19 protein-coding genes, 2 tRNA genes and 1 other RNA gene are annotated in these 20,624 nt (G+C 37.8%); 16 read left to right on the top strand and 6 right to left on the bottom strand.

Going from position 1 to position 20,624, the window contains the following annotated elements:
- The first annotated feature begins 18 nt into the window (after nucleotides 1–18).
- The 5 genes from rluD to ACF8D3_RS08950 all read left to right on the top strand — a co-directional run bounded on the left by rluD (nucleotide 19) and on the right by ACF8D3_RS08950 (nucleotide 6,276).
- Complete coding sequence (gene rluD, locus ACF8D3_RS08970; protein WP_031234748.1) at nucleotides 19–1,068, top strand: 23S rRNA pseudouridine(1911/1915/1917) synthase RluD; 1,050 nt, start codon at nucleotides 19–21, stop codon at nucleotides 1,066–1,068.
- 147 nt (nucleotides 1,069–1,215) lie between these two features.
- Complete coding sequence (gene pgeF / locus ACF8D3_RS08965) at nucleotides 1,216–1,956, top strand: peptidoglycan editing factor PgeF (RefSeq protein WP_392471173.1); 741 nt, start codon at nucleotides 1,216–1,218, stop codon at nucleotides 1,954–1,956.
- Between the two features lie 80 nt (nucleotides 1,957–2,036).
- Nucleotides 2,037–2,603: a flavodoxin family protein gene (locus ACF8D3_RS08960; RefSeq protein ID WP_392471171.1), complete on the top strand. Its 567-nt coding sequence runs from the start codon at nucleotides 2,037–2,039 to the stop codon at nucleotides 2,601–2,603.
- Nucleotides 2,604–2,784: 181 nt separating this feature from the next.
- The gene (locus tag ACF8D3_RS08955) at nucleotides 2,785–5,055 is read left to right on the top strand and encodes an McrB family protein (RefSeq protein ID WP_392471170.1); all 2,271 of its coding nucleotides are present in this window, start codon (nucleotides 2,785–2,787) and stop codon (nucleotides 5,053–5,055) included.
- Nucleotides 5,056–5,058: 3 nt separating this feature from the next.
- Nucleotides 5,059–6,276 (top strand): McrC family protein, encoded by a 1,218-nt coding sequence (locus tag ACF8D3_RS08950; protein ID WP_392471169.1) that lies wholly within the window; start codon nucleotides 5,059–5,061, stop codon nucleotides 6,274–6,276.
- An 86-nt stretch (nucleotides 6,277–6,362) separates the two neighbouring features.
- On the opposite strand, the gene smpB is transcribed toward ACF8D3_RS08950, so the two are convergent.
- Nucleotides 6,363–6,839 (bottom strand): SsrA-binding protein SmpB, encoded by a 477-nt coding sequence (smpB, locus tag ACF8D3_RS08945; RefSeq protein ID WP_004881119.1) that lies wholly within the window; start codon nucleotides 6,837–6,839, stop codon nucleotides 6,363–6,365.
- A gap of 130 nt (nucleotides 6,840–6,969) precedes the next feature.
- Between smpB and coaD the strand changes: the two genes are divergently transcribed.
- The 5 genes from coaD (at nucleotide 6,970) to ACF8D3_RS08920 (ending at nucleotide 8,575) form a co-directional block, all read left to right on the top strand.
- Nucleotides 6,970–7,461: a pantetheine-phosphate adenylyltransferase gene (gene coaD / locus ACF8D3_RS08940; RefSeq protein WP_004881118.1), complete on the top strand. Its 492-nt coding sequence runs from the start codon at nucleotides 6,970–6,972 to the stop codon at nucleotides 7,459–7,461.
- Nucleotide 7,462: 1 nt separating this feature from the next.
- Complete coding sequence (locus ACF8D3_RS08935) at nucleotides 7,463–7,726, top strand: YfhL family 4Fe-4S dicluster ferredoxin (RefSeq protein ID WP_004881115.1); 264 nt, start codon at nucleotides 7,463–7,465, stop codon at nucleotides 7,724–7,726.
- A 26-nt stretch (nucleotides 7,727–7,752) separates the two neighbouring features.
- Nucleotides 7,753–8,108: RNase P RNA component class A (gene rnpB, locus ACF8D3_RS08930), an RNA gene on the top strand.
- 62 nt (nucleotides 8,109–8,170) lie between these two features.
- A tRNA-Met gene (locus ACF8D3_RS08925) sits at nucleotides 8,171–8,247 on the top strand.
- A gap of 251 nt (nucleotides 8,248–8,498) precedes the next feature.
- Nucleotides 8,499–8,575, top strand: a tRNA-Met gene (locus ACF8D3_RS08920).
- An 87-nt stretch (nucleotides 8,576–8,662) separates the two neighbouring features.
- On the opposite strand, the gene ACF8D3_RS08915 is transcribed toward ACF8D3_RS08920, so the two are convergent.
- Nucleotides 8,663–9,694: a hypothetical protein gene (locus ACF8D3_RS08915; RefSeq protein WP_004881114.1), complete on the bottom strand. Its 1,032-nt coding sequence runs from the start codon at nucleotides 9,692–9,694 to the stop codon at nucleotides 8,663–8,665.
- A complete protein-coding gene (locus ACF8D3_RS08910; protein ID WP_392471168.1) occupies nucleotides 9,687–11,312 on the bottom strand; it encodes an NAD+ synthase in 1,626 nt (541 codons plus the stop codon). Before ACF8D3_RS08910 ends, ACF8D3_RS08915 begins: the two co-directional genes overlap by 8 nt.
- An 846-nt stretch (nucleotides 11,313–12,158) precedes the next feature.
- On the opposite strand from ACF8D3_RS08910, the gene ACF8D3_RS08905 reads away from it, so the two are divergent.
- Complete coding sequence (locus ACF8D3_RS08905; protein WP_004881106.1) at nucleotides 12,159–12,320, top strand: hypothetical protein; 162 nt, start codon at nucleotides 12,159–12,161, stop codon at nucleotides 12,318–12,320.
- Between the two features lie 56 nt (nucleotides 12,321–12,376).
- Here ACF8D3_RS08905 and ACF8D3_RS08900 read toward each other — a convergent pair whose 3' ends face one another.
- From ACF8D3_RS08900 to ACF8D3_RS08890, 3 genes are all read right to left on the bottom strand, one after another.
- Nucleotides 12,377–12,901: a hypothetical protein gene (locus ACF8D3_RS08900; protein WP_392471167.1), complete on the bottom strand. Its 525-nt coding sequence runs from the start codon at nucleotides 12,899–12,901 to the stop codon at nucleotides 12,377–12,379.
- A 228-nt stretch (nucleotides 12,902–13,129) separates the two neighbouring features.
- Entirely contained in the window at nucleotides 13,130–13,582 is a 453-nt protein-coding gene (locus ACF8D3_RS08895; protein ID WP_004881102.1) for a CopD family protein, read from the bottom strand.
- Between the two features lie 18 nt (nucleotides 13,583–13,600).
- Nucleotides 13,601–14,830: a beta-ketoacyl synthase N-terminal-like domain-containing protein gene (locus tag ACF8D3_RS08890; RefSeq protein ID WP_004881100.1), complete on the bottom strand. Its 1,230-nt coding sequence runs from the start codon at nucleotides 14,828–14,830 to the stop codon at nucleotides 13,601–13,603.
- 290 nt (nucleotides 14,831–15,120) lie between these two features.
- Between ACF8D3_RS08890 and ACF8D3_RS08885 the strand changes: the two genes are divergently transcribed.
- From ACF8D3_RS08885 to ACF8D3_RS08865, 5 genes are all read left to right on the top strand, one after another.
- Nucleotides 15,121–16,461, top strand: coding sequence for an EcsC family protein (locus ACF8D3_RS08885; protein ID WP_392471166.1), 1,341 nt, complete (start codon nucleotides 15,121–15,123; stop codon nucleotides 16,459–16,461).
- A 170-nt stretch (nucleotides 16,462–16,631) separates the two neighbouring features.
- On the top strand, nucleotides 16,632–17,006 hold the full coding sequence (gene rpsL / locus ACF8D3_RS08880; RefSeq protein ID WP_004638184.1) for a 30S ribosomal protein S12: 375 nt from the start codon (nucleotides 16,632–16,634) through the stop codon (nucleotides 17,004–17,006).
- 160 nt (nucleotides 17,007–17,166) lie between these two features.
- A complete protein-coding gene (gene rpsG, locus ACF8D3_RS08875; protein WP_004638185.1) occupies nucleotides 17,167–17,637 on the top strand; it encodes a 30S ribosomal protein S7 in 471 nt (156 codons plus the stop codon).
- A gap of 177 nt (nucleotides 17,638–17,814) precedes the next feature.
- The gene (fusA, locus tag ACF8D3_RS08870) at nucleotides 17,815–19,953 is read left to right on the top strand and encodes an elongation factor G (RefSeq protein ID WP_007481211.1); all 2,139 of its coding nucleotides are present in this window, start codon (nucleotides 17,815–17,817) and stop codon (nucleotides 19,951–19,953) included.
- A 93-nt stretch (nucleotides 19,954–20,046) separates the two neighbouring features.
- On the top strand, nucleotides 20,047–20,624 hold a 578-nt coding region (locus ACF8D3_RS08865), incomplete at its 3' end, for a GTP-binding protein (protein ID WP_392471164.1).

The raw sequence follows: 20,624 nt of genomic DNA, 5'->3' as shown, positions 1-20,624 counted from the left end.
TTTTGTACCGATCATCAAATGACTTCAGCACAATCTTCCAATTCAAACATCTCTGAAACAGATTTCTTACTTGAAGATTCTGTCGATGCAGATAATCATAATTCTGACTCAACTGCAACACGTTTATCGTTGCAAATTCAACTTGATGAAGACTATTTAGGTCAACGTATTGATCAGGTCGCAGCACTCGTCTGGAGTGAGTTTTCTCGTGAGAAACTTAAGCAGTGGATGAAAGACGGTCATCTGTTGGTAAATGGTAACACGGTTAAGCCAAAGTACCGTTGTGAAGGTAATGAAGTATTAACCCTAGATGTTGAGCTTGAAGCACAAACATCGAGTCAGCCTGAAAATATCCCGCTCAATATTGTCTATGAAGACGACGATATTATTGTGATCAATAAAGAAGTAGGGATGGTTGTTCATCCAGGTGCCGGCAATCCAACGGGAACTTTAGTGAACGCCCTACTTTATCACGCGCCAAAACTGGCTGAGCTATCACGAGCTGGACTTGTTCATCGTATTGATAAAGACACCAGTGGCTTATTGGTCGTTGCTAAAAATCTGGAAGCTCAATTTTCATTGAGTAAACAGTTGGCAAAGAAAACGGTTTATCGCGTTTATGATTTGATTGCCTACGGTAATATCATTGCAGGCGGAACGATTGATGAACCAATCAAACGTCATCCAGTTGACCGCGTTAAAATGGCGATTTTACCCGGTGGGCGTGATGCGGTAACACACTATAATGTCAAAGAACGCTTCCGTGACTTTACCCGTATTCAAGCGCAGCTTGAAACTGGCCGTACGCACCAGATTCGTGTGCATTTTAGTTATTTAGGTCATGGTTTAGTTGGTGATCCTGTTTATGTGAATCGCGTTCGTTTTCCAGCCGGCGCTTCAGAAAAACTAACCGATATGCTGCGTAGCTTTAAACGTCAAGCACTACATGCCGCTAAGCTTGGTCTAGTACATCCACGCACTGGTGAAGAAATGATGTTTGAAGCACCGTGGCCAGAAGATTTCACTCAATTGGTTGAAGTTCTTCGTAGTGAAAATGAAGCGTATTAAGTAAAGCTCAACCGTCCTCTAAATTTCCCTCCTTTAAGGAGGGAGACTTTTGTGAATTCAATGTCTTGCAATGCTTTAAATTCCCATTCCTTTTAGTAGAGGGCTAGGGAGAGGTTGACGGTAGAAAATATAGCTCAGGAGATATTTATGGAATTTGTACAAGGTTTACCCAAAGGTATTTTCGTTGGGCAAACACGTATTGAAAATACGCAAACGATTGCAACATCCGATAATCATTTAGCTGGTTTTAATTTAGCGCTACATGTCAATGATGATGCACAGCGTGTGCAACATCATCGGATGATCTTATTAAATCAGCTATCAGAATTTGGTGTTGATAAAATAACGTGGATGACACAAACACACAGTACTATTTGTCATACGATCAATGAGCAAATTCCATTTATCGCACTTAAAGGTGATGGGCTGGTGACTCAGCGCCAAGGTCATGCATTAATGATGATGACAGCGGACTGTCTTCCTATTGTACTCGGCAATTCCGAAGGGACAGAGGTTGCGAACCTACATGCAGGCTGGCGTGGTTTGGCCAATGGTATTATTGAAAATACAGTGACTGAAATGCAATCACAACCAACGTGGGCATGGTTGGGGGCGGCGATTAGTCAGCCTTGTTTTGAAGTGGGCGCTGAGGTAAAAGCTGCTTTTTGCGAAAAATATCCTGAATTGGAAAGTGCTTTTATTGCTGGTCAATTTGAAGGTAAATACCAAGCCGATTTATATGCGATTGCACAATTTATTTTAAATCGTTTCGGTGTGGGAACTGTTTTAGGTGGGAATCAGTGCTCTTATCAGCAAGATAAAGATTATTTTTCTTACCGCCGTGATCCTAAAACAGGACGAATGGCGACATTTGTTTTTATGCGATAAATATATCTTGGATTGCTGATTCGCCTTGAGTGGTTTAAAAATGTTAAACTTGATCTAATTCATTGGTTTTTAAATTTTCCATGTCTGTTATTGAGCAAATTACTCCCCAAGTCAAAGTTTGTGTGATTTATCATAGTCCTTATGGGCATACGGCAAAAGTTGCACAATATATTGCTCAAGGCGCAGAGCAAGCAGGTGCAGATGTGCATCTTATTTCTGTCGCTGCACCACAGTGGGATTTAATAGATCAAGCAGATGTCATCGTGATGGGTTGCCCAACTTATATGGGCAGTCTAACGTCTGCATTGAAACAATTTATGGAAGACTCTTCTAAACGTTGGTTAGCGCGTACATGGCAAGGAAAAATTGCTGCAGGCTTTACCAATGGTGGTGGTTTAAGTGGTGATAAATTAGCGGTATTACAGCAAATTAATTTGTTTGCGATGCAACATGGCATGTTATGGGCAGGCTTACCGTTTATGCCGACAGGGCGTAGTCCACTAGACATTAACCGTATGTCGAGTTTTCTTGGTCTAATGACACAATCTGATAATGCCAGTGTGAAAATTACACCGCCAGAAGGTGATCTGGAAACTGCAAGAAAGTTTGGGAAATATTTGGCAGAGTTGAAAATAAACAAGTCTTAGTCTAAATTTTTTTAAAATCAATATAGTATATTAAAATTGTAAAAATATTTTGTGGGATATTCAGTGTCTCGTAAGGGTGCTATTCTCGTTTTAATCAGATGATTAATGAGATTGCCTCATGGATAAATCTATTTCGAGTTAAAGATAATATTTAGATATTTTGAATGGGTTATGGAAATATATGGAAAATTTAGAAATATTAGAAGGAAAAGTGAAAAAATTCAAAGAAATACATGAGAGTAATTATGCTTATAATTCAATGTCTAAAAACTTTATTAGTACTTTATCCGTAGATGAACAACATTGGTTTTGGAGTGTATTATTTGTTTTTCAAGAAGTTTTTAGTGATGAAAGGATGGATAGTTACTTTCAAGGAAGTAGAGCGGCAGATCAAGAAGGAAATAAAAAGAATAAAGGTAATCCAAATGATCGCTATAATTATTTAACTTTTGGACGTAGAAAAGTTGGAGAAACACAGCAATCTAAACCTATGGTAAGACTTGGACGGTGGAGTAAGGACGGAATTGCTTTTCATATACACAATATATCTCGTCTAGAAAATATTCGTAATAAAATGCAGGAAAAATATGGGAGTAGTAGTTTTTCAATAGAAAGAAAAACAATTGAAGAAATTAAACAATGGATGCTAGATTTTTATGGATTCTGTGGTCAAGATATTTTAGATGAATATAAGGGAGATCGACGTTTTCCTAATACTTACATTGAAAGTGAAAACATAGATAATGAGCAGATATTGGAAGATGTAGTAGTAAAATTTAAAAAAGACAATAAGAAAAACTATGCTTATGATGAAGATAGTGAGGCATTTGTTGAAAATCAAACAGGATGGTGGTGGACAGTTTTATATGTGATTCATCAAATTTTTCCAGAAGTTGATAAGTATTATTTACCAAGATTAAAACAAGAAATCAGAATTGGTAAAAAAAATATAGGCGAAGATGCAAAAGCTGTAATGGCAACCTTATATCCGAAAGAATTTAGTATACGTAGTATGGATGGTCTTGCTCGTGTAAGAGATATGATGCAAGAGAAAGGTATCCATTTTTCTACAGAGAAGAATTCTGTGGCTGAAATTACGAACTGGATGAAAAGTTTACGAGATACTTTAGATAAAGAAAAAATTTTGAGTAATTTTCAAGGAAATGGATATATGCCTAAAGATTATATGAGTAAAGGAATGGCATCTAAGATCACAACAGAATACTCTCTCAATCAAATTTTATTTGGTGCGCCAGGAACAGGAAAAACGTTTAATACAAAACGAATAGCGGTTGAGGTGATTAATGGAAATAAAGAAAGAACACGTGAAAAAATTAATGAAGAATATAACGAATTAGTTAATGCACAACAGATTGTATTTACAACTTTTCACCAAAGTCTAAGTTATGAAGATTTTATTGAGGGGATAAAGCCTGAAACAGCAGATGGTAATGTTGTATATGATGTAAAAGATGGAATTTTCAAAGCCCTGTGTTTAAAAGCTAATCCTAAAAATACGATAGATTTTGAAAAAGCATATGATAAATTACAACAAAAGTTAGTAGACAGTGAAATAATTGAGTTGAAAACACCAACTGGTAAAGTATTTGCTATTGCATTGAATAAGAATGGTAATTTAAGTTTAATGACAGGGAATAAAAAAGAAAGACAAGGTGTTTTGACTAAGGATAGAATATTACGAAACTTAAATGGAGATGATATTTACCCTTTTTGGGCAAGCTATTTTAAAGGTGTTATTAATTATTTGAAATCCGAGTTTGGTTTCAATTCAGAATCCATAGAGGAAAATAAAAATTATGTCATTATTATTGATGAAATTAATCGTGGAAACGTTTCAGCTATTTTTGGTGAATTAATCACACTGCTTGAAGAAGATAAAAGAAAAGGGAATAAAGAGCAGATTGAAGTCACTTTACCATATTCCAATGAAAAATTTTCCGTTCCGAACAACGTTTATATTATTGGAACAATGAATACGGCTGATCGAAGTGTAGAAGCACTTGATACTGCTTTAAGAAGACGTTTTTCATTTGTTGAAATGCAGCCTAATCCTGAAATTTTATCAGATTCAAAATATCAAGATGTGAATTTAAAAAAATTACTTGAAACTATAAACCAACGTATTGAAGTATTAATTGATAAAGATCATCAAATTGGTCATTCATACTTTATCGGAATTCAAAATTTGGACGATTTGAAGTTGGTTTTTAAAGACAAGATTATTCCACTTTTGGAAGAATATTTTTATGGAGATTTTGGAAAAATAGGTTTGATTTTGGGAGGGAAGTTTATTCTTCAAGAAAAAAATACAGCAAAATTTCCAAAAAACTTAAATTATGAACATGATTTCTCGGAAGACAAAAAAGTATATCGGTTTACTTCATCTGAAAATTGGAATGAAAGTACGTTCGTTAGTATTTACGAAGACTAGTGTATGAATACTAAAAATTTCATACAAGTTTTTGAACATCAGAAACTTAGATACAGTGATTCAGGAGTTTTTCGGAGACATCATTTTGATGCAATGGTCAAGTTCAATGAATTACACCAAAATAAATACTTTACACCCATTCATAATGGGATCTGTTTTGGAAGTTATGTTGGTGTAATTCAAATTGGTGGTTTAACAATTGAGATTCTTCCCAAAGCTGACAATAGTACAAGTCCTGATGCAAATTTATGGCAAAATATATTGCTCAACATGTTAAAGGTCTGTAAGCGTATCCCTGTTGAATCTGTTTCAGAAACACAGCTTAAGAAAAGAAAACATTCGATTTTAGACGCTTACTTTGATTTATATTTGGATGAGATTGATAAACTTATCAAAAAAGGACTAATAAAAAAATATCGAAAAAATCAATCTAATCAAAATTCGCTAAAAGGTAAGTTACTATTTTCTAAAAATATATGTAAAAACTCAGTACATAAAGAATATTTCTATTGTGAGCATCAAGTCTATGATGGAAATCATTTTCTACATCAAATTATTTATAAAGGTTTATTAATTTTAAAAGCGCTTATAAAGAATGATTTAAAAGATAAGTTAAATCGATTATTGTATGAATTCCATGATTTTGACCATGTGAATATTCAGAAGAAAGATTTTGATAAGTTTGTCATGAATAGAAAAAATTATGAATATAGAAAAACGATTGAAATAGCTAAAATTATTATTCTAAATTACTCTCCAAGTCTAAGTTGTGGCAGTGAAAATCTTCTCACTCTTTTATTTGATATGAATACTTTGTGGGAAGAATATATTTTTCGCATTCTTCAAAGACATAAAACTCACGAGATAGATGTTACTTTCCAAAATTCAGATAAGTTTTGGGAGGATAAGAAAATTCGACCTGATATTGTCTTAAAAATTAAAAATGATATTTTTGTAATTGATACAAAGTGGAAAATTGTTGATTCAATGAGACCATCAGATAATGATTTAAAACAGATGTTTGTTTATAACTTACATTGGAATGCTAAGAAAACACTATTACTCTATCCTAAAATCAATCAGACTGATAGTGAGTTTGGAGTATTCCATTACAATAATTTAGGTAATAAATGTAAGCTAGGATTTCTTGATATTACAAATGGAGGAAAAATTAGAAATAGCAAAATATTGGTGAATGAAATTTTTGAAAAGCTAAAATAGCAATTTGTAAAGAACACTTACATTTAACATCAGTTTAGAAAAAGAGAGTTAAATGCAAGGTCTTAAGGTCTTAATGAGTTAGGTTGTTACTTATGCAACATACGTGCTTTATCACGCTGCCAATCACGGTCTTTTTCAGTCGCTCGCTTATCGTGCATTTGCTTACCTTTTACCAATGCAATTTCAAGTTTAACTAAGTGACCTTTCCAGTAACATGCCAAAGGCACGCATGAATAACCTTTTTGATTCACTGCACCCATGAGTTGTTCAAGCTCACGACGCGAAAGTAATAATTTACGTGTACGTGTAGCTTCTGGAACCACATGTGTTGAAGCTGATAACAACGGTTGAATTTGCGAACCAAATAAAAATGCTTCGCCATTTTTGAAAATGACATAACTTTCAGTCAAGCTCATACGACCAGCGCGAAGAGATTTAACCTCCCAGCCCTGTAATGACATACCTGCTTCAAATTTTTCTTCGATAAAGTAATCGTGACGTGCTCTTTTATTTTGAGCAATCGTGCCACCATTATGTTTTTTTACTACTGTTGCTTTCGCCATAATTTAAACTTCCACAATTGCGCTTATTGTGCCGTAAAACGCAATCTTTTTCCATCATTTAGGAATTTAGCGTTTATGCTTAACTTTTGTTAAAATATGCACCTTATCTCATAGACGCAGAGTACAACGCATGTCTAAAACACGTGTGATTTATCCGGGGACATTTGATCCAATTACCAATGGTCATGTTGATTTGGTTGCTAGAGCATCAAAAATGTTTGATGAGGTTGTTGTAGCAATTGCGATTGGACACCATAAAAATCCAGTGTTTAGCTTAGAAGAGCGTGTTGAGTTAGCAAAAGCATCATTGAGCCATTTATCTAATGTGGAATTCGTGGGCTTTGATGGTTTGTTAGTCAATTTCTTTCGTGAACAACGTGCAACAGCAGTATTACGCGGTTTAAGAGCAATTTCTGATTTTGAATATGAGTTTCAGTTGGCAAACATGAACCGTCAACTTGATCCACAGTTTGAATCTGTATTTTTAACTCCATCGGAGCAATTTTCTTTTATTTCATCAACGTTGGTAAGAGAAATTGCACGATTGAAAGGTGATGTGACTAAATTTGTTCCAGCCATTGTGGTTGAAGCATTTGAACGTAAGCATCAACAAGGCTGGTAAAGTGTCATTATATATTACAGATGAATGCATTAACTGTGATGTCTGTGAGCCTGTGTGCCCTAATGAAGCTATTTATATGGGGGAGCTGATCTATGAAATAAATCCTGCGCTTTGTACAGAGTGCGTAGGACATCATGATCAGCCTCAGTGTCAGTTGTTTTGCCCAGTAGACTGTATTCCTCTTGATCCTCAGCATGTGGAATCACAAGATGAATTGATGGCAAAGTATAAAAAGCTCACGGCACAAAAAAATGCGAGCAATTAATTTTAATTTTTGATAAGATGCGCCTCGAAGTGGGCTGGACGGTCGCTGCTGTGGAGGTCTCCGTGACTGAAGCAGGGGAGGAAAGTCCGGGCTTCATAGGGCAAGGTGCCAGGTAACGCCTGGGCGGCGAAAGCCGACGGCAAGTGCAGCAGAGAGTAGACCGCCTCATTCGTGAGGTAAGGGTGAAAGGGTGCGGTAAGAGCGCACCGCGTGTCTGGTAACAGTTCACGGCAAGGTAAACCCCACCAGAAGCAAGACCAAATAGGAATCCTGAGGCACGGCCCGTGCTGGATTCGGGTAGGTCGCTTGAGCGTATGAGTGATTGTGCGCCTAGAGGAATGATCGTCCTCGACAGAACCCGGCTTATAGGCTCACTTCTAAGATTTTTTGAAAATTGTGCTTGACGTGTGTAGCGAAAGTTAAGATAATGCGCCCACAGTTTTCGGCTATGTAGCTCAGTTGGTTAGAGCACCGCACTCATAATGCGGGGGTCACAAGTTCAAGTCTCGTCATAGCCACCATTTTATAGACCACGCTCCTGCGTGGTCTCTTTTTATCTGCTGTTTTTTAAAAACAACTTTTTTTATTTTTCTGATTGAATTTTTAACAAATCATTCTGACATTTTCATTAAATTTTTAATTTAGCTGTAAATTAGTTGAAAAATGATCAAATACAATTTAAAAGAATAAAAACTGTTCATATGTCCTATATTTTCAATGCCATAGGCTTGACCTGTAGGGTGGAACACTAGATAATGCGCACACAGTTTACGGCTATGTAGCTCAGTTGGTTAGAGCACCGCACTCATAATGCGGGGGTCACAAGTTCAAGTCTCGTCATAGCCACCATTTTATAGACCACGCTTCTGCGTGGTTTCTTTTTATCTATAATTCTTATAAAAAAAGCCAAAGGTTACTTTGGCTTAAGAACAGATTTTATAAATGTTTTTCTATCGTCGCTAACGTTTGGCTGTTTTCATAGAACGGCTTTAAAATTAGTGTAATGATGGGCTCTAATACTTCATGTTCATCTAAAGCGACTACCACTTTAGGGTAGAACCGAACAGCCTCGTTTTGTAGATCACTTTCTTCTAGTCCAATTGCAGCAAAAACATCTGCTAAGCTTTCATCTTTGTAGAAATCATAAAAGACTTTAACGCCGTATAAAATTAAGTCCTGAATGTAAGAAGATTCGCGTAGTTCTTTCCAGTATTCGTAGATCATCACGAAAAATTCTTCAACATCAAGCGGGGTTACTTGCTTGGTGTATTCAGAGAGTGGTTTCGATTTATTATCATCCCAAACATTGCGAGCGAGTGTCTCTAAATCATCATTTGAAAGTAAGCTGAGATCTACGAGCTGCTCTTGAATGAAGCGAGCAATACTATCTTCAATTTTTTGTTCGATACGTTGTTGTTGGCGATGAGAGAATGTTTTTAGTTTCTGTTGCCATTCATATTTACTAGAAGAAACTCTGTCTTCATCAGATTGCGAGAATAATTTTGGTAATTTATTCTGTAATGTTGTTGTTGCAATATATTGGCACAACTGCTGAATAGATGGGCTTTCTCTCAGGAAGTGATTCAAATAGTGGCGAATATTTTCTAGTTCTAGAAACTTCGATAACCACATTTCAAACTGTTGGTCTGAAAATAAGTCTTGTAACTCTGCTGATGACTGTAAAGAAAAAACATGCAATCGTTGAGCGATTTCACCAATAAATTCTAATAGCCCTGCACCCAACTGCATTTCAAATGCATAGCGTTTGACGACTGCTTGAATTTGTTCGAGTTCGACAACTTCATTCAGTTGAATATTGGGTGCGTGCTGCAAAAAAAGTTGAATGAACTGCTGAAAAAATTCAGCGGAAAGTTCAGTTGTAAGTTGTTTTTTATAAAATGCAACTTGCTCAAGCATAAGTGCTTGAGCAAGTAATTGTGACTTTTCAGAAACAATTTTTTCAGTCATTCGCTGTCCATCCATTGACGATAGGGTAGCGTCGTTCACGACTGAACGCACGCGAACTAATGCGTGGTCCAATTGCGCCTTGACGACGCTTGTATTCATTACGATCAACCAAACGAATCACTTTCTCTACGACTGCAGCTTCGTAGCCTTTAGCAATAATGTCTGCTTGACTTAGGTCTTCTTCGATATATGCATATAAGATTGCATCTAATACGTCATATGCAGGTAAAGAGTCTTGGTCTTTTTGATCTGGACGTAACTCAGCTGAAGGCGGGCGAGTAATTACACGCTCAGGAATAACAGGAGTTTTGTCTAAAGTGTTGCGATATTTTGCTAATTCAAACACGATAGTTTTGTAGACATCTTTTAATACAGAGAAGCCACCAACCATATCGCCATATAAAGTACAGTAACCAACTGAAATTTCAGATTTGTTTCCTGTAGAGAGCACAAGATTACCGAACTTATTTGATAATCCCATCAGTAATGTGCCGCGTGTACGGGCTTGTAAGTTTTCTTCTGTTGCATCTGCTGGGCTATTTCCAAAGAATGGATAAAGCGTTTGCATGAAGCTATTTACAATCGGATGAATTTCGGCGATGCCAAACGTCACACCCATGCGGCGTGCTTGTTCAGTTGCATCTTCGACACTCATTTGTGATGTGTAAGTGTACGGCATCATCACAGCCTGAACTTTATCAGCGCCAATCGCATCGACTGCAATTGCAAGCGTTAATGCTGAGTCAATACCGCCAGATAAACCCAAGATGACACCAGGAAATCCTGAACGTTGAACATAATCACGAGTCGCTAGAACTAGCGCTTGATAAATTTCAGCGAAAGTTTCTAAAGCTGGCGCTGTTTCAGACGTTTTAAATTGTTTTTGTTCTGCGTCGTACTCTGCAATATAAAGGTCTTCTTTAAAGCTTGGTGCTTGTAAAGCAGCTTGACCATTGTTATTGCAGACAAAGCTCGATCCATCAAAAATTAAGTCATCTTGTCCGCCAACTTGGTTAACGTAAATAACATTAAGACTTAATTGTTTAGCAAGCTCATTTAATGTTTGAACTCGATGTTGTGGCTTGCCAACTTCATATGGTGATGCATTTAAAACTAATACTGTTTCTACATTCAGCTGACTTAATTGTTTAACTGTATTGAGAGACCAAACATCTTCGCAAATGAGTACACCAAATTTATGTCCAAGGTACTCAAAAATTAAATGCTGATGACCATCTTGGAAATAACGTTTTTCATCAAAAACGCTATAGTTTGGCAAGTTGTGTTTATTATAAATGCCCAAAACTTGACCATCTTTCATGACGGCAGCAGAGTTGTAACGATGACCATCTTCAGTTTGGTGCACAAAACCAAACACCATTAAAATATCTTTTACTTCGCTTAATTGAGCGAACGCTTTTTGGGTGCGTTTTTGTAAATTAGGGCGGAGTAATAAATCTTCTGCTGGGTAACCGATGGTAGAAAGTTCAGGGAAGATGACCAAATCAGCCTTTTGTTGTTTCGCTAGATTTGCTTGTTCAACCATCTTTTGAGTATTTGCGTCAATATTGCCAATATGCGGAGAGAACTGAGCAAGGGCAACTTTAAAATTTTTCATTCAAACCTAATCCTGAGTTTTAACTGGTGCTGATATACAAGGTTTTGATTTATATAGGTATAGTTTTAAAAACGCTTGTATATCATGGTGTCAAACATTCTATATCTTAAAGAAAAATGACAAGTTTACTAATATATACTAAATGCACATTTTTCTGCGTAAAAATAACAAGTTTTTCTGTATAAAACAGCAACATTTCTCAATGTTTGCGTTGTTATGGTGCATGATTGTGAATAAATTTAATATAGCTATAAAAAGATTTTTTTCATGTCAATTTCGCATATGGAAATGACAGCTAAATGACATCATAGAAATCATTCTTTCGTATGATTTCTATCTTGATTTGAAAAAATGCGGAAATTTAGAGTTTCTCTAAAATATAAATGATTCAAATATATAATTTTATTGAGTTGTGCCTTTTTTGACCGTTCGTCGGGAATCTATTTGCTACACTTGAGTGTACATTTGTGCACTGCTATTATCCTAATCAATGTGAACATATGTACACTGTGATTTAAGTTAAGTATGTAGCGATACATGCTCAGAAAAACAAAGAGGTATTCACTATGTCAGTTGTATTATTTCCAGTTATCGCATTTGGTTTAGCTGTAGTTGTTGGTCGTGTAGGCACGATTATTTTAAATGATGGCGATCAGCAAGCTTAAGCTAGCAGATCACATCTACTATCCAGTTACAAGTGAGGTGAAATATATGTCTATTTTATTAATATTAGCTGTTGCATCTGGCTTAGCCATTACTGTTGGTCGTGTAGGTACAGTAATGCTTCGTGAGAATGAGAACTAAGTTTTATTCACTCAATAAGCATTTTGAAGAGAGGTTGATGATATGACTTTGATGCTTGTGTATTTTGTAATTGCTTTAGGATTAGCAATTGGTGCGGGACGTATGAGCACAATCGTTATGGATGCAATGCGTGTAGATTTTACGACTGAAATGGATGATAGTCATGAACTCAACTCTGAAACTCAAAAAAGTACTGCTATGTAATACATGTTGTAGTTCTTTTACTTAAAAGCTCTGTAAATTAAATTTATAGAGCTTTTTTATTTCCCAAGAATAATGTTTGGAATCTTATTTAAAAAAATGTCTCGGGCAACGTCTCCTTGTTGTTCAATATTGTAGTCTGTGAAAGCTTTTCCTTGAATAAAATGATAATGGTAGGGATTGTATTTTTTAAAACTCAAATAATAGCCTAATTGTAAGATTACACCCTTTAGAATGACATTCGTCTGTTGCTGAAACTGTAAGATATGTGCCATTTCATGAATAAAAACTCCTTGTAAGTTGGTTGAGCAACTTGAGTAGTCAGAACGGAAATACTTGGGATGAACAAATAGATTTCCATTTGGGGCAATAAAAATGTTTTCTGGTTGCCAAGGTAGGTACGGGATGTTAAAAATTTTGACTTCTTTGTAGTTAATTAAATGACCAAAGACTGAACGTGCCATTTCGATTTCACCTGTAGTCAATTGACGATATTGAAATTGATCTATTTTCAGATAAATGATTAAGCTGGAAATGAATCGAGCATTTAATCTGTTTAAATAGTGCTGAGATGGTTTGATCATCAGAATTTGATATATGAAAAAACTTAAATATCTATTCTAAAATAGAATATTTGTTAGATAGTTGTTTTTTGGTATTTAGGCAATTTAATGGTTTTTGGATATTTGAAAACAAGAAAATGGCCTAGTTTGAGCTAAGAGTGTATTAATTATTTGTAATATTTAGTATGAATACGAAAAATGCTGTACAAGCATATAAGCAAAGTACAGCATCCGAGAAGATTCGCTCATTTAAAACTGAGGTTTTACGACCACAAGAATGACCACTGCAAATAGGATCAGTGTTGGCATTTCATTAAAGAAGCGCCAAAACTTATGTGATTTGTAGTGAGCATTACCAATCAGCTTTTTACGGTAATAACCACATACTAAATGGTAGATCACTAGTAAGCCAACCAAGCCTACTTTGAGATAAAACCATAATGCATCGTGGTAATGTCGAGTTGCATCACCCCAATCAACTAGAAAGTGAGCAGTAATTAATGTGGCAATCATGGATGGCCACATAATCCCTCGATATAACTTGCGTTCCATCACTTCAAAGCGTTGATGGCTTAGAGCATCTTCACTCATGGCGTGGTAAACAAAAAGACGTGGTAAGTAGAACAACGCAGCGAACCAACAAACCACGGCAATAATATGTAATGCTTTTACCCACAAGAAAGCATCAGAAGGTGCATCCATCGATAATCCTAGGTGGGATTATGCATCCCACTTCTTGAAAATAAGGCAAGCGTTAACACCGCCAAAGCCAAAACTGTTACTCATCACAGTATTCAGTTTTGCATCACGTTTTTCAAGTACAATATCGAAACCTTGAGCACCTTCATCAAGTTCAGTCACATTGATGTTTGGAGCGATAAAGTCATTTTGCATCATTAATACAGAATAAATCGCTTCTTGAACGCCTGCTGCACCCAAGCTATGACCAGTCATTGATTTTGTTGAACTTAACGCAGGAACTTTGCCTTCACCAAATGCGCGCTCCATTGCTTTTAGCTCAGTTACATCGCCAGCAGGGGTAGATGTACCATGTGTATTCACATAATCAACTTTTTCTACACCATGTTGTTTGGCTTCATCTAATGCCATAAGGATACAACGTGTAGCACCTTCACCTGATGGTGCAACCATATCGGCACCATCACTATTCGCTGCATAAGCAACGACTTCAGCTAAGATATTTGCACCACGTGCTTGAGCATGTTCTAGTGATTCTAAAACCACAAAACCACCGCCGCCTGCGATGACAAATCCATCACGGTCTGCTGAGTATGGGCGAGATGCGGTTTCAGGAGAGTCATTATATTTAGAACATAAAGCACCCATCGCATCAAATAGTAAGCTTTGAGACCAATGGTCTTCTTCACCACCACCTGCAAGCATTAAATCTTGCTTACCAAGTTGAATGAGGTTAAAAGCGTATCCAATAGCATCTGCTGAAGTTGCGCATGCACTAGTAATAGAGTGCGCGATCCCTTGAAGTTTTAAAGCGACGCCAACGTTTGCAGTAATCGTATTACTCATATTACGTGGAACGAAGAAAGGACCGACTTTACGTGCGCCTTTTTCCTCAAGAAGCTTTACCATTTCAGTCACTGATGCAGTTGAGTTACCACCAGAACCGCCAGCAATACCATAACGTGGATTATGGGCTAAATCTTCTTGTTTAAGACCTGCATTTTCCACAGCCGCAATTGCTGCATTGTATGCATACATCGCGCATACGCCCATAAATCGCTTAAGTTTACGATCAATACCGTCAAAGTCTTGTACTGCTGCAGCACTTACATGGCTTTTGAAGTTAAGTTCTGCATAAGTTGGGTTAAAACGTGTTCCAGAGATTCCATTTTTTAGAGAATGAGTAACCTCTTCTAAAGAGTTACCGATACATGAGTTAATGCCCATACCAGTGATTACAACACGTTTCATTTACAGTTCCCTTTTATGGTAATACGAAGCCTTTGTAGTTATCGCTATGAATACAACTCAGGAGAATATAACGATTAAAATGGCTTTTGAGTGAATGACACCATGATAGCAGAAAGGTTTTTTATTTCTTATGGCAAATTTTATGCCTATTTCCAGTTGTGTAAATATTGGTAAACATAAGTGATGTTGTGACGAAACGTAATGAAAGAATACAGATAAAAGTTGAGATAAATCTGCATTCAACCTAGTATTTACCTAGAAATGCACAGATTACAGAGCAGAGGTTCTTGATGGCAAAATCTAAAAACAAGCAAACTTCAGGTTTATTTGCACAAGCCTTTGGAGTGGCTAAAAAGCTCAGTTCCGAATTACAAAAACTTCAAGTAGCTCCAACCACATCTGGTGCTGAACTTGCGAATGCATCACAGATTGTTGAGGGAAAAGCTCGTTTTAAAAGCCCATTTGAGGTGGAGAGTTATGAAAGTCCACAACATATGCTTCGTCAACAGTTACCTAAATTGTCCCATCAATTACTTGGTCGTCATTACGGTCGAGTAAATAATGTAGCGACCTTTGTTTCACCAGATCTTGGTGAAAAAGTTTCTGACTATTTATTTCAATGGTTAAACGAGTTCAGTTCAAACAGCTCTTTAACTGAGAAAATTCTTGAAGAAGCTGGAGTCAAAGACATTGCTGAGTTGACGCGTGATACAGGTCGCTCACAACGTTTAAGTCAAGCATTGATTGAACAAAATAAATTATTAGCTGCTGCTCAAGGTTTAATAACAGGTGCAACAGGTGTATGGGGTGCTGCTGTTGATATTCCTGCATCTATCGTTTTAGCGCTGAGAACAATCTACCAAACGGGGCGCTCTCATGGCTTTGACTTGTCAGAAGATGCAGACCAAGAGATTGTTGCTTTTATTTTTAAAGAAATTGATTTGGGTCTTGTTGCTGAAAAGCAAACATTATTACTCGCACTGAAAGCATTAAAATCAATGTTAGAAACACATGACTTACAGCAATTTCAGCAATTATTGGGTTCAAATAATGATATTGAACTTATTAAGAAATGGCTGGTCGATGAAGAAGGGCAGTTTAAGTGGGGGTGGCTCAATCATATTCCACAAGTTTCTGTTATAGGCCGGTTAACACCAGTTGCAGGAGCTGCCTTAGGTGGTTTTTATAGTTGGAAGCTTCTAGAAGATGTTGGACATAAATCGCAGTCTATTTTTGGTGCTGCACGTTTCTATTTAAATGAGCATCCAGATGAAAATATTTCTCCATTAGAGGCTTATTTAAAGGCTGAAGCTTTATTGAAAAAAGCAAGTCCAAGACTTTTAAATGCGGAGAATGTAAACAATGCATCGCAAAGTAACGCTCAGAATGAAGTGATCACTCAGGTAGAGGTTCAGGCGAAAAAACAGGCTGAGACTAATGAATCTAAGCTTGATGAGGTAGAGTTAGGGATTGAACAACTCGCTGAAAAGCATGTGGTTGAACATGAACATACGAAACAGCAGCCTGCTTTAAGCGATGCAGAAGAGCAACAAGTTTTGACTGAAAAAGCAGAACTTGTCACTGAACAAAAGACGATAGATATTGAGCCAGCGTCGAACAAACACAGCTAATTTATTTCAGGATGTGTAATACATACTGAAAATTAACAAAACTCTAGGAATGGTCAGCATTTGCTATGCATCGCAATGTTGACCATTTTTACTTCTTGGCTTACAATTATGTGCCCTTGAAAAGAGGTGTTTTTCTTTTTGAGGTTGTTTAATAACGGGAGAATTGCCAAATGGCAACAACAAATCAGTTGATCCGTAAGGGTCGTACAACTTTGATTGAAAAATCAAAAGTTCCTGCGTTGAAGGCTTGTCCACAACGTCGTGGTGTATGTACACGTGTATATACGACTACACCTAAAAAACCTAACTCAGCAATGCGTAAAGTTTGCCGTGTTCGCTTAACTTCAGGTTTTGAAGTATCTAGCTACATCGGTGGTGAAGGTCATAACTTACAAGAGCACAGTGTTGTTCTTATCCGTGGTGGTCGTGTTAAAGACTTACCAGGTGTACGTTACCATACCGTTCGTGGTTCTTTAGACTGTGCTGGCGTGAAAGATCGTAACCAGTCACGTTCTAAATACGGTGCTAAACGTCCTAAGAAGTAATTCTAGGAAACTAGCCCAAGCAACCCTTTAGCGTTTCGCTTGTTTGAATTCTTCATAGATTTGTAATTCAAGCGACGTATAGTAAGGCCAGCGTCATGTACACGACACTTAGTACAACTGCTGGATCATCCTGAAGTGTCATATTATTAGGTGTATTAAAATGCCAAGACGTCGCGTAGTCGCTGCTCGTGAGATCCTTCCAGATCCAAAATTTAGCAGCCAAACAATCGCTAAATTCATGAACCACGTAATGCAAGATGGTAAAAAATCTGTTGCTGAAGGTATCGTTTACGGTGCTTTAGAACGTGTTCAAGAAAAAAACAAAGTAGACCCAGTTGAATTTTTCGAGACTACTCTTGAAAAAGTTCGTCCTATGGTTGAAGTAAAAGCACGCCGTGTTGGTGGTGCTACTTATCAAGTACCTATGGAAGTACGCCCATCCCGTCGTACTGCTTTAGCTATGCGTTGGTTAGTAGATGCTGCTGCTAAGCGTTCTGAAAAAACGATGGCTTTACGTCTTGCTGGTGAGTTGCTTGATGCAGCTGAAGGTAAAGGTGCAGCGATCAAAAAACGTGAAGACGTGCATCGTATGGCTGAAGCCAACAAAGCCTTCTCTCACTACCGTTTCTAAGCGGATAAAACAGTCCCTAATCAGGAGAATATTCATGCGTACAGCAGCTCGATTCAACATCGCTCTTTATCAAAGTGGGAGCTTTGCGGGTATTTAAGTTGCCTGCTTGGATATTCGTGCGCATCAATTTAATTGGTGCGTCCTGTTTTAAATATAACATTTAGGAATGTAGACATCATGGCTCGCCAAACCCCTATTACTCGTTACCGTAACATCGGTATTTCTGCGCACATTGACGCAGGTAAAACAACTACAACTGAACGTATCTTGTTCTACACAGGTGTATCTCACAAAATTGGTGAAGTACATGACGGTGCAGCAACAATGGACTGGATGGAACAAGAACAAGAGCGTGGTATTACAATTACCTCTGCTGCGACGACTTGTTTCTGGTCTGGTATGGCTAACCAATTCCAACAACACCGTATCAACGTAATTGATACACCGGGACACGTTGACTTCACAATCGAAGTTGAACGTTCAATGCGTGTTCTTGACGGTGCGTGCATGGTTTACTGTGCAGTTGGTGGTGTACAGCCTCAGTCTGAAACTGTATGGCGTCAAGCGAACAAATATAAAGTGCCTCGTTTAGCATTCGTGAACAAGATGGACCGTACAGGTGCAAACTTCTTCCGTGCTGTTGAACAAGTTAAAACTCGTTTAGGTGGTAACCCTGTTCCTATCGTTGTGCCAATTGGTGCAGAAGATACGTTTGCAGGTGTTGTTGACCTTATCGAGATGAAAGCGATTATCTGGGATGAAGCATCTCAAGGTATGAAGTTTGAATACGGCGATATTCCAGCTGACCTCGTTGATACGGCTAACGAATGGCGTACTAAGATGGTTGAAGCTGCTGCTGAAGCTTCAGAAGAGTTGATGGACAAGTACCTTGAAGAAGGTGATCTTTCTAAAGAAGAGATCATTGCTGGTTTACGTGCTCGTACATTAGCATCTGAAATTCAAGTAATGCTTTGTGGTTCTGCGTTCAAAAACAAAGGTGTTCAACGTATGTTGGATGCTGTAATTGAATTCTTACCATCACCTACAGAAGTTAAAGCAATCGAAGGTATCCTTGACGACAAAGACGAAACTAAAGCGTCTCGTGAAGCATCTGACGAAGCTCCGTTCTCTGCGCTTGCGTTCAAAATTATGAACGACAAATTCGTAGGTAACTTAACATTCGTACGTGTTTACTCTGGTGTTCTTAAACAAGGTGATCCAGTTTATAACCCAGTTAAATCTAAGCGTGAGCGTATCGGTCGTATCGTGCAAATGCATGCGAACGAACGTCAAGATCTTGATGAAATCCGTGCAGGTGATATCGCAGCGTGTGTAGGTCTTAAAGACGTTACCACGGGTGATACATTATGTGATGAGAAAAACATCATTACACTTGAGCGTATGGAATTCCCAGAGCCAGTAATTTCATTGGCTGTTGAACCAAAAACTAAAGCTGACCAAGAAAAAATGTCTATCGCTTTAGGTCGTTTGGCTAAAGAAGATCCATCGTTCCGCGTTCGTACAGATGAAGAATCTGGTCAAACGATTATTGCGGGTATGGGTGAACTTCACCTTGACATCATCGTTGACCGTATGAAGCGTGAATTCGGTGTTGAAGCGAATATCGGTAAACCAATGGTTGCTTATCGTGAAACGATCAAGAAAACTATTGAGCAAGAAGGTAAATTCGTTCGTCAAACAGGTGGTAAAGGTAAATTCGGTCATGTATATGTTCGTTTAGAACCACTTGACGTTGAAGCTGCTGGTAAAGAATACGAATTCGCTGAAGAAGTTGTAGGTGGTGTAGTACCTAAAGAATTCTTCGGTGCGGTTGATAAAGGTATTCAAGAACGTATGAAGAACGGTGTCTTGGCTGGTTACCCAGTTGTAGGCGTTAAAGCAGTTCTTTTCGACGGTTCTTACCATGATGTCGACTCTGATGAATTGTCGTTCAAAATGGCTGGTTCATACGCTTTCCGTGACGGTTTCATGAAAGCTGATCCTATCCTTCTTGAACCAATCATGAAAGTTGAAGTTGAAACTCCAGAAGATTACATGGGCGATATCATGGGTGACTTAAACCGTCGTCGTGGTATGGTTCAAGGTATGGACGATCTTCCTGGTGGAACTAAAGCAATTAAAGCTGAAGTACCACTTGCTGAGATGTTTGGTTACGCGACTCAAATGCGTTCTATGTCTCAAGGTCGTGCGACTTACTCTATGGAATTCGCTAAATACGCTGAAACTCCACGTAACGTGGCTGAAGGCATCATCGCTAAGTTCCAAGCTGGCGGTAAAAAAGGTGACGACGAGTAATCTTTCGATTACTATATTACCCAACTAAAATTTAGTTAAAAAACCAAGTGCTCATGGGCGACCCTCATGAGCAGTTTATAAAGGAAGATCATCATGGCTAAAGCCAAGTTTGAACGTAATAAACCACACGTAAACGTGGGTACAATTGGTCACGTTGACCATGGTAAAACAACTTTAACTGCTGCGATTGCAACGATCTGTGCAAAAACTTACGGCGGTGAAGCTAAAGATTACGCAGCTATTGACTCTGCACCAGAAGAAAAAGCACGTGGTATTACAATTAATACTTCACACGTAGAATACGATTCTCCAACTCGTCACTACGCTCACGTAGACTGCCCAGGCCACGCCGATTATGTTAAAAACATGATTACTGGTGCTGCTCAGATGGACGGCGCGATCCTTGTATGTGCTGCGACTGATGGTCCAATGCCACAAACTCGTGAACACATCCTTCTTTCTCGTCAGGTTGGTGTACCTTACATTCTTGTATTCCTTAACAAGTGTGATCTTGTTGATGATGAAGAATTACTTGAATTAGTAGAAATGGAAGTTCGTGAACTTCTTTCTACTTACGACTTCCCAGGTGATGACACTCCAGTTATCCGTGGTTCTGCTCTTGCTGCGCTTAATGGCGACGCTGGTCAGTATGGTGAGTCTTCAGTTCTTGC

The sequence above is a fragment of the Acinetobacter sp. YQ_14 genome, assembly GCF_043102985.1.
Lineage (GTDB): Bacteria > Pseudomonadota > Gammaproteobacteria > Pseudomonadales > Moraxellaceae > Acinetobacter > Acinetobacter venetianus.
This window is presented reverse-complemented; position numbering and strand designations above follow the sequence as displayed.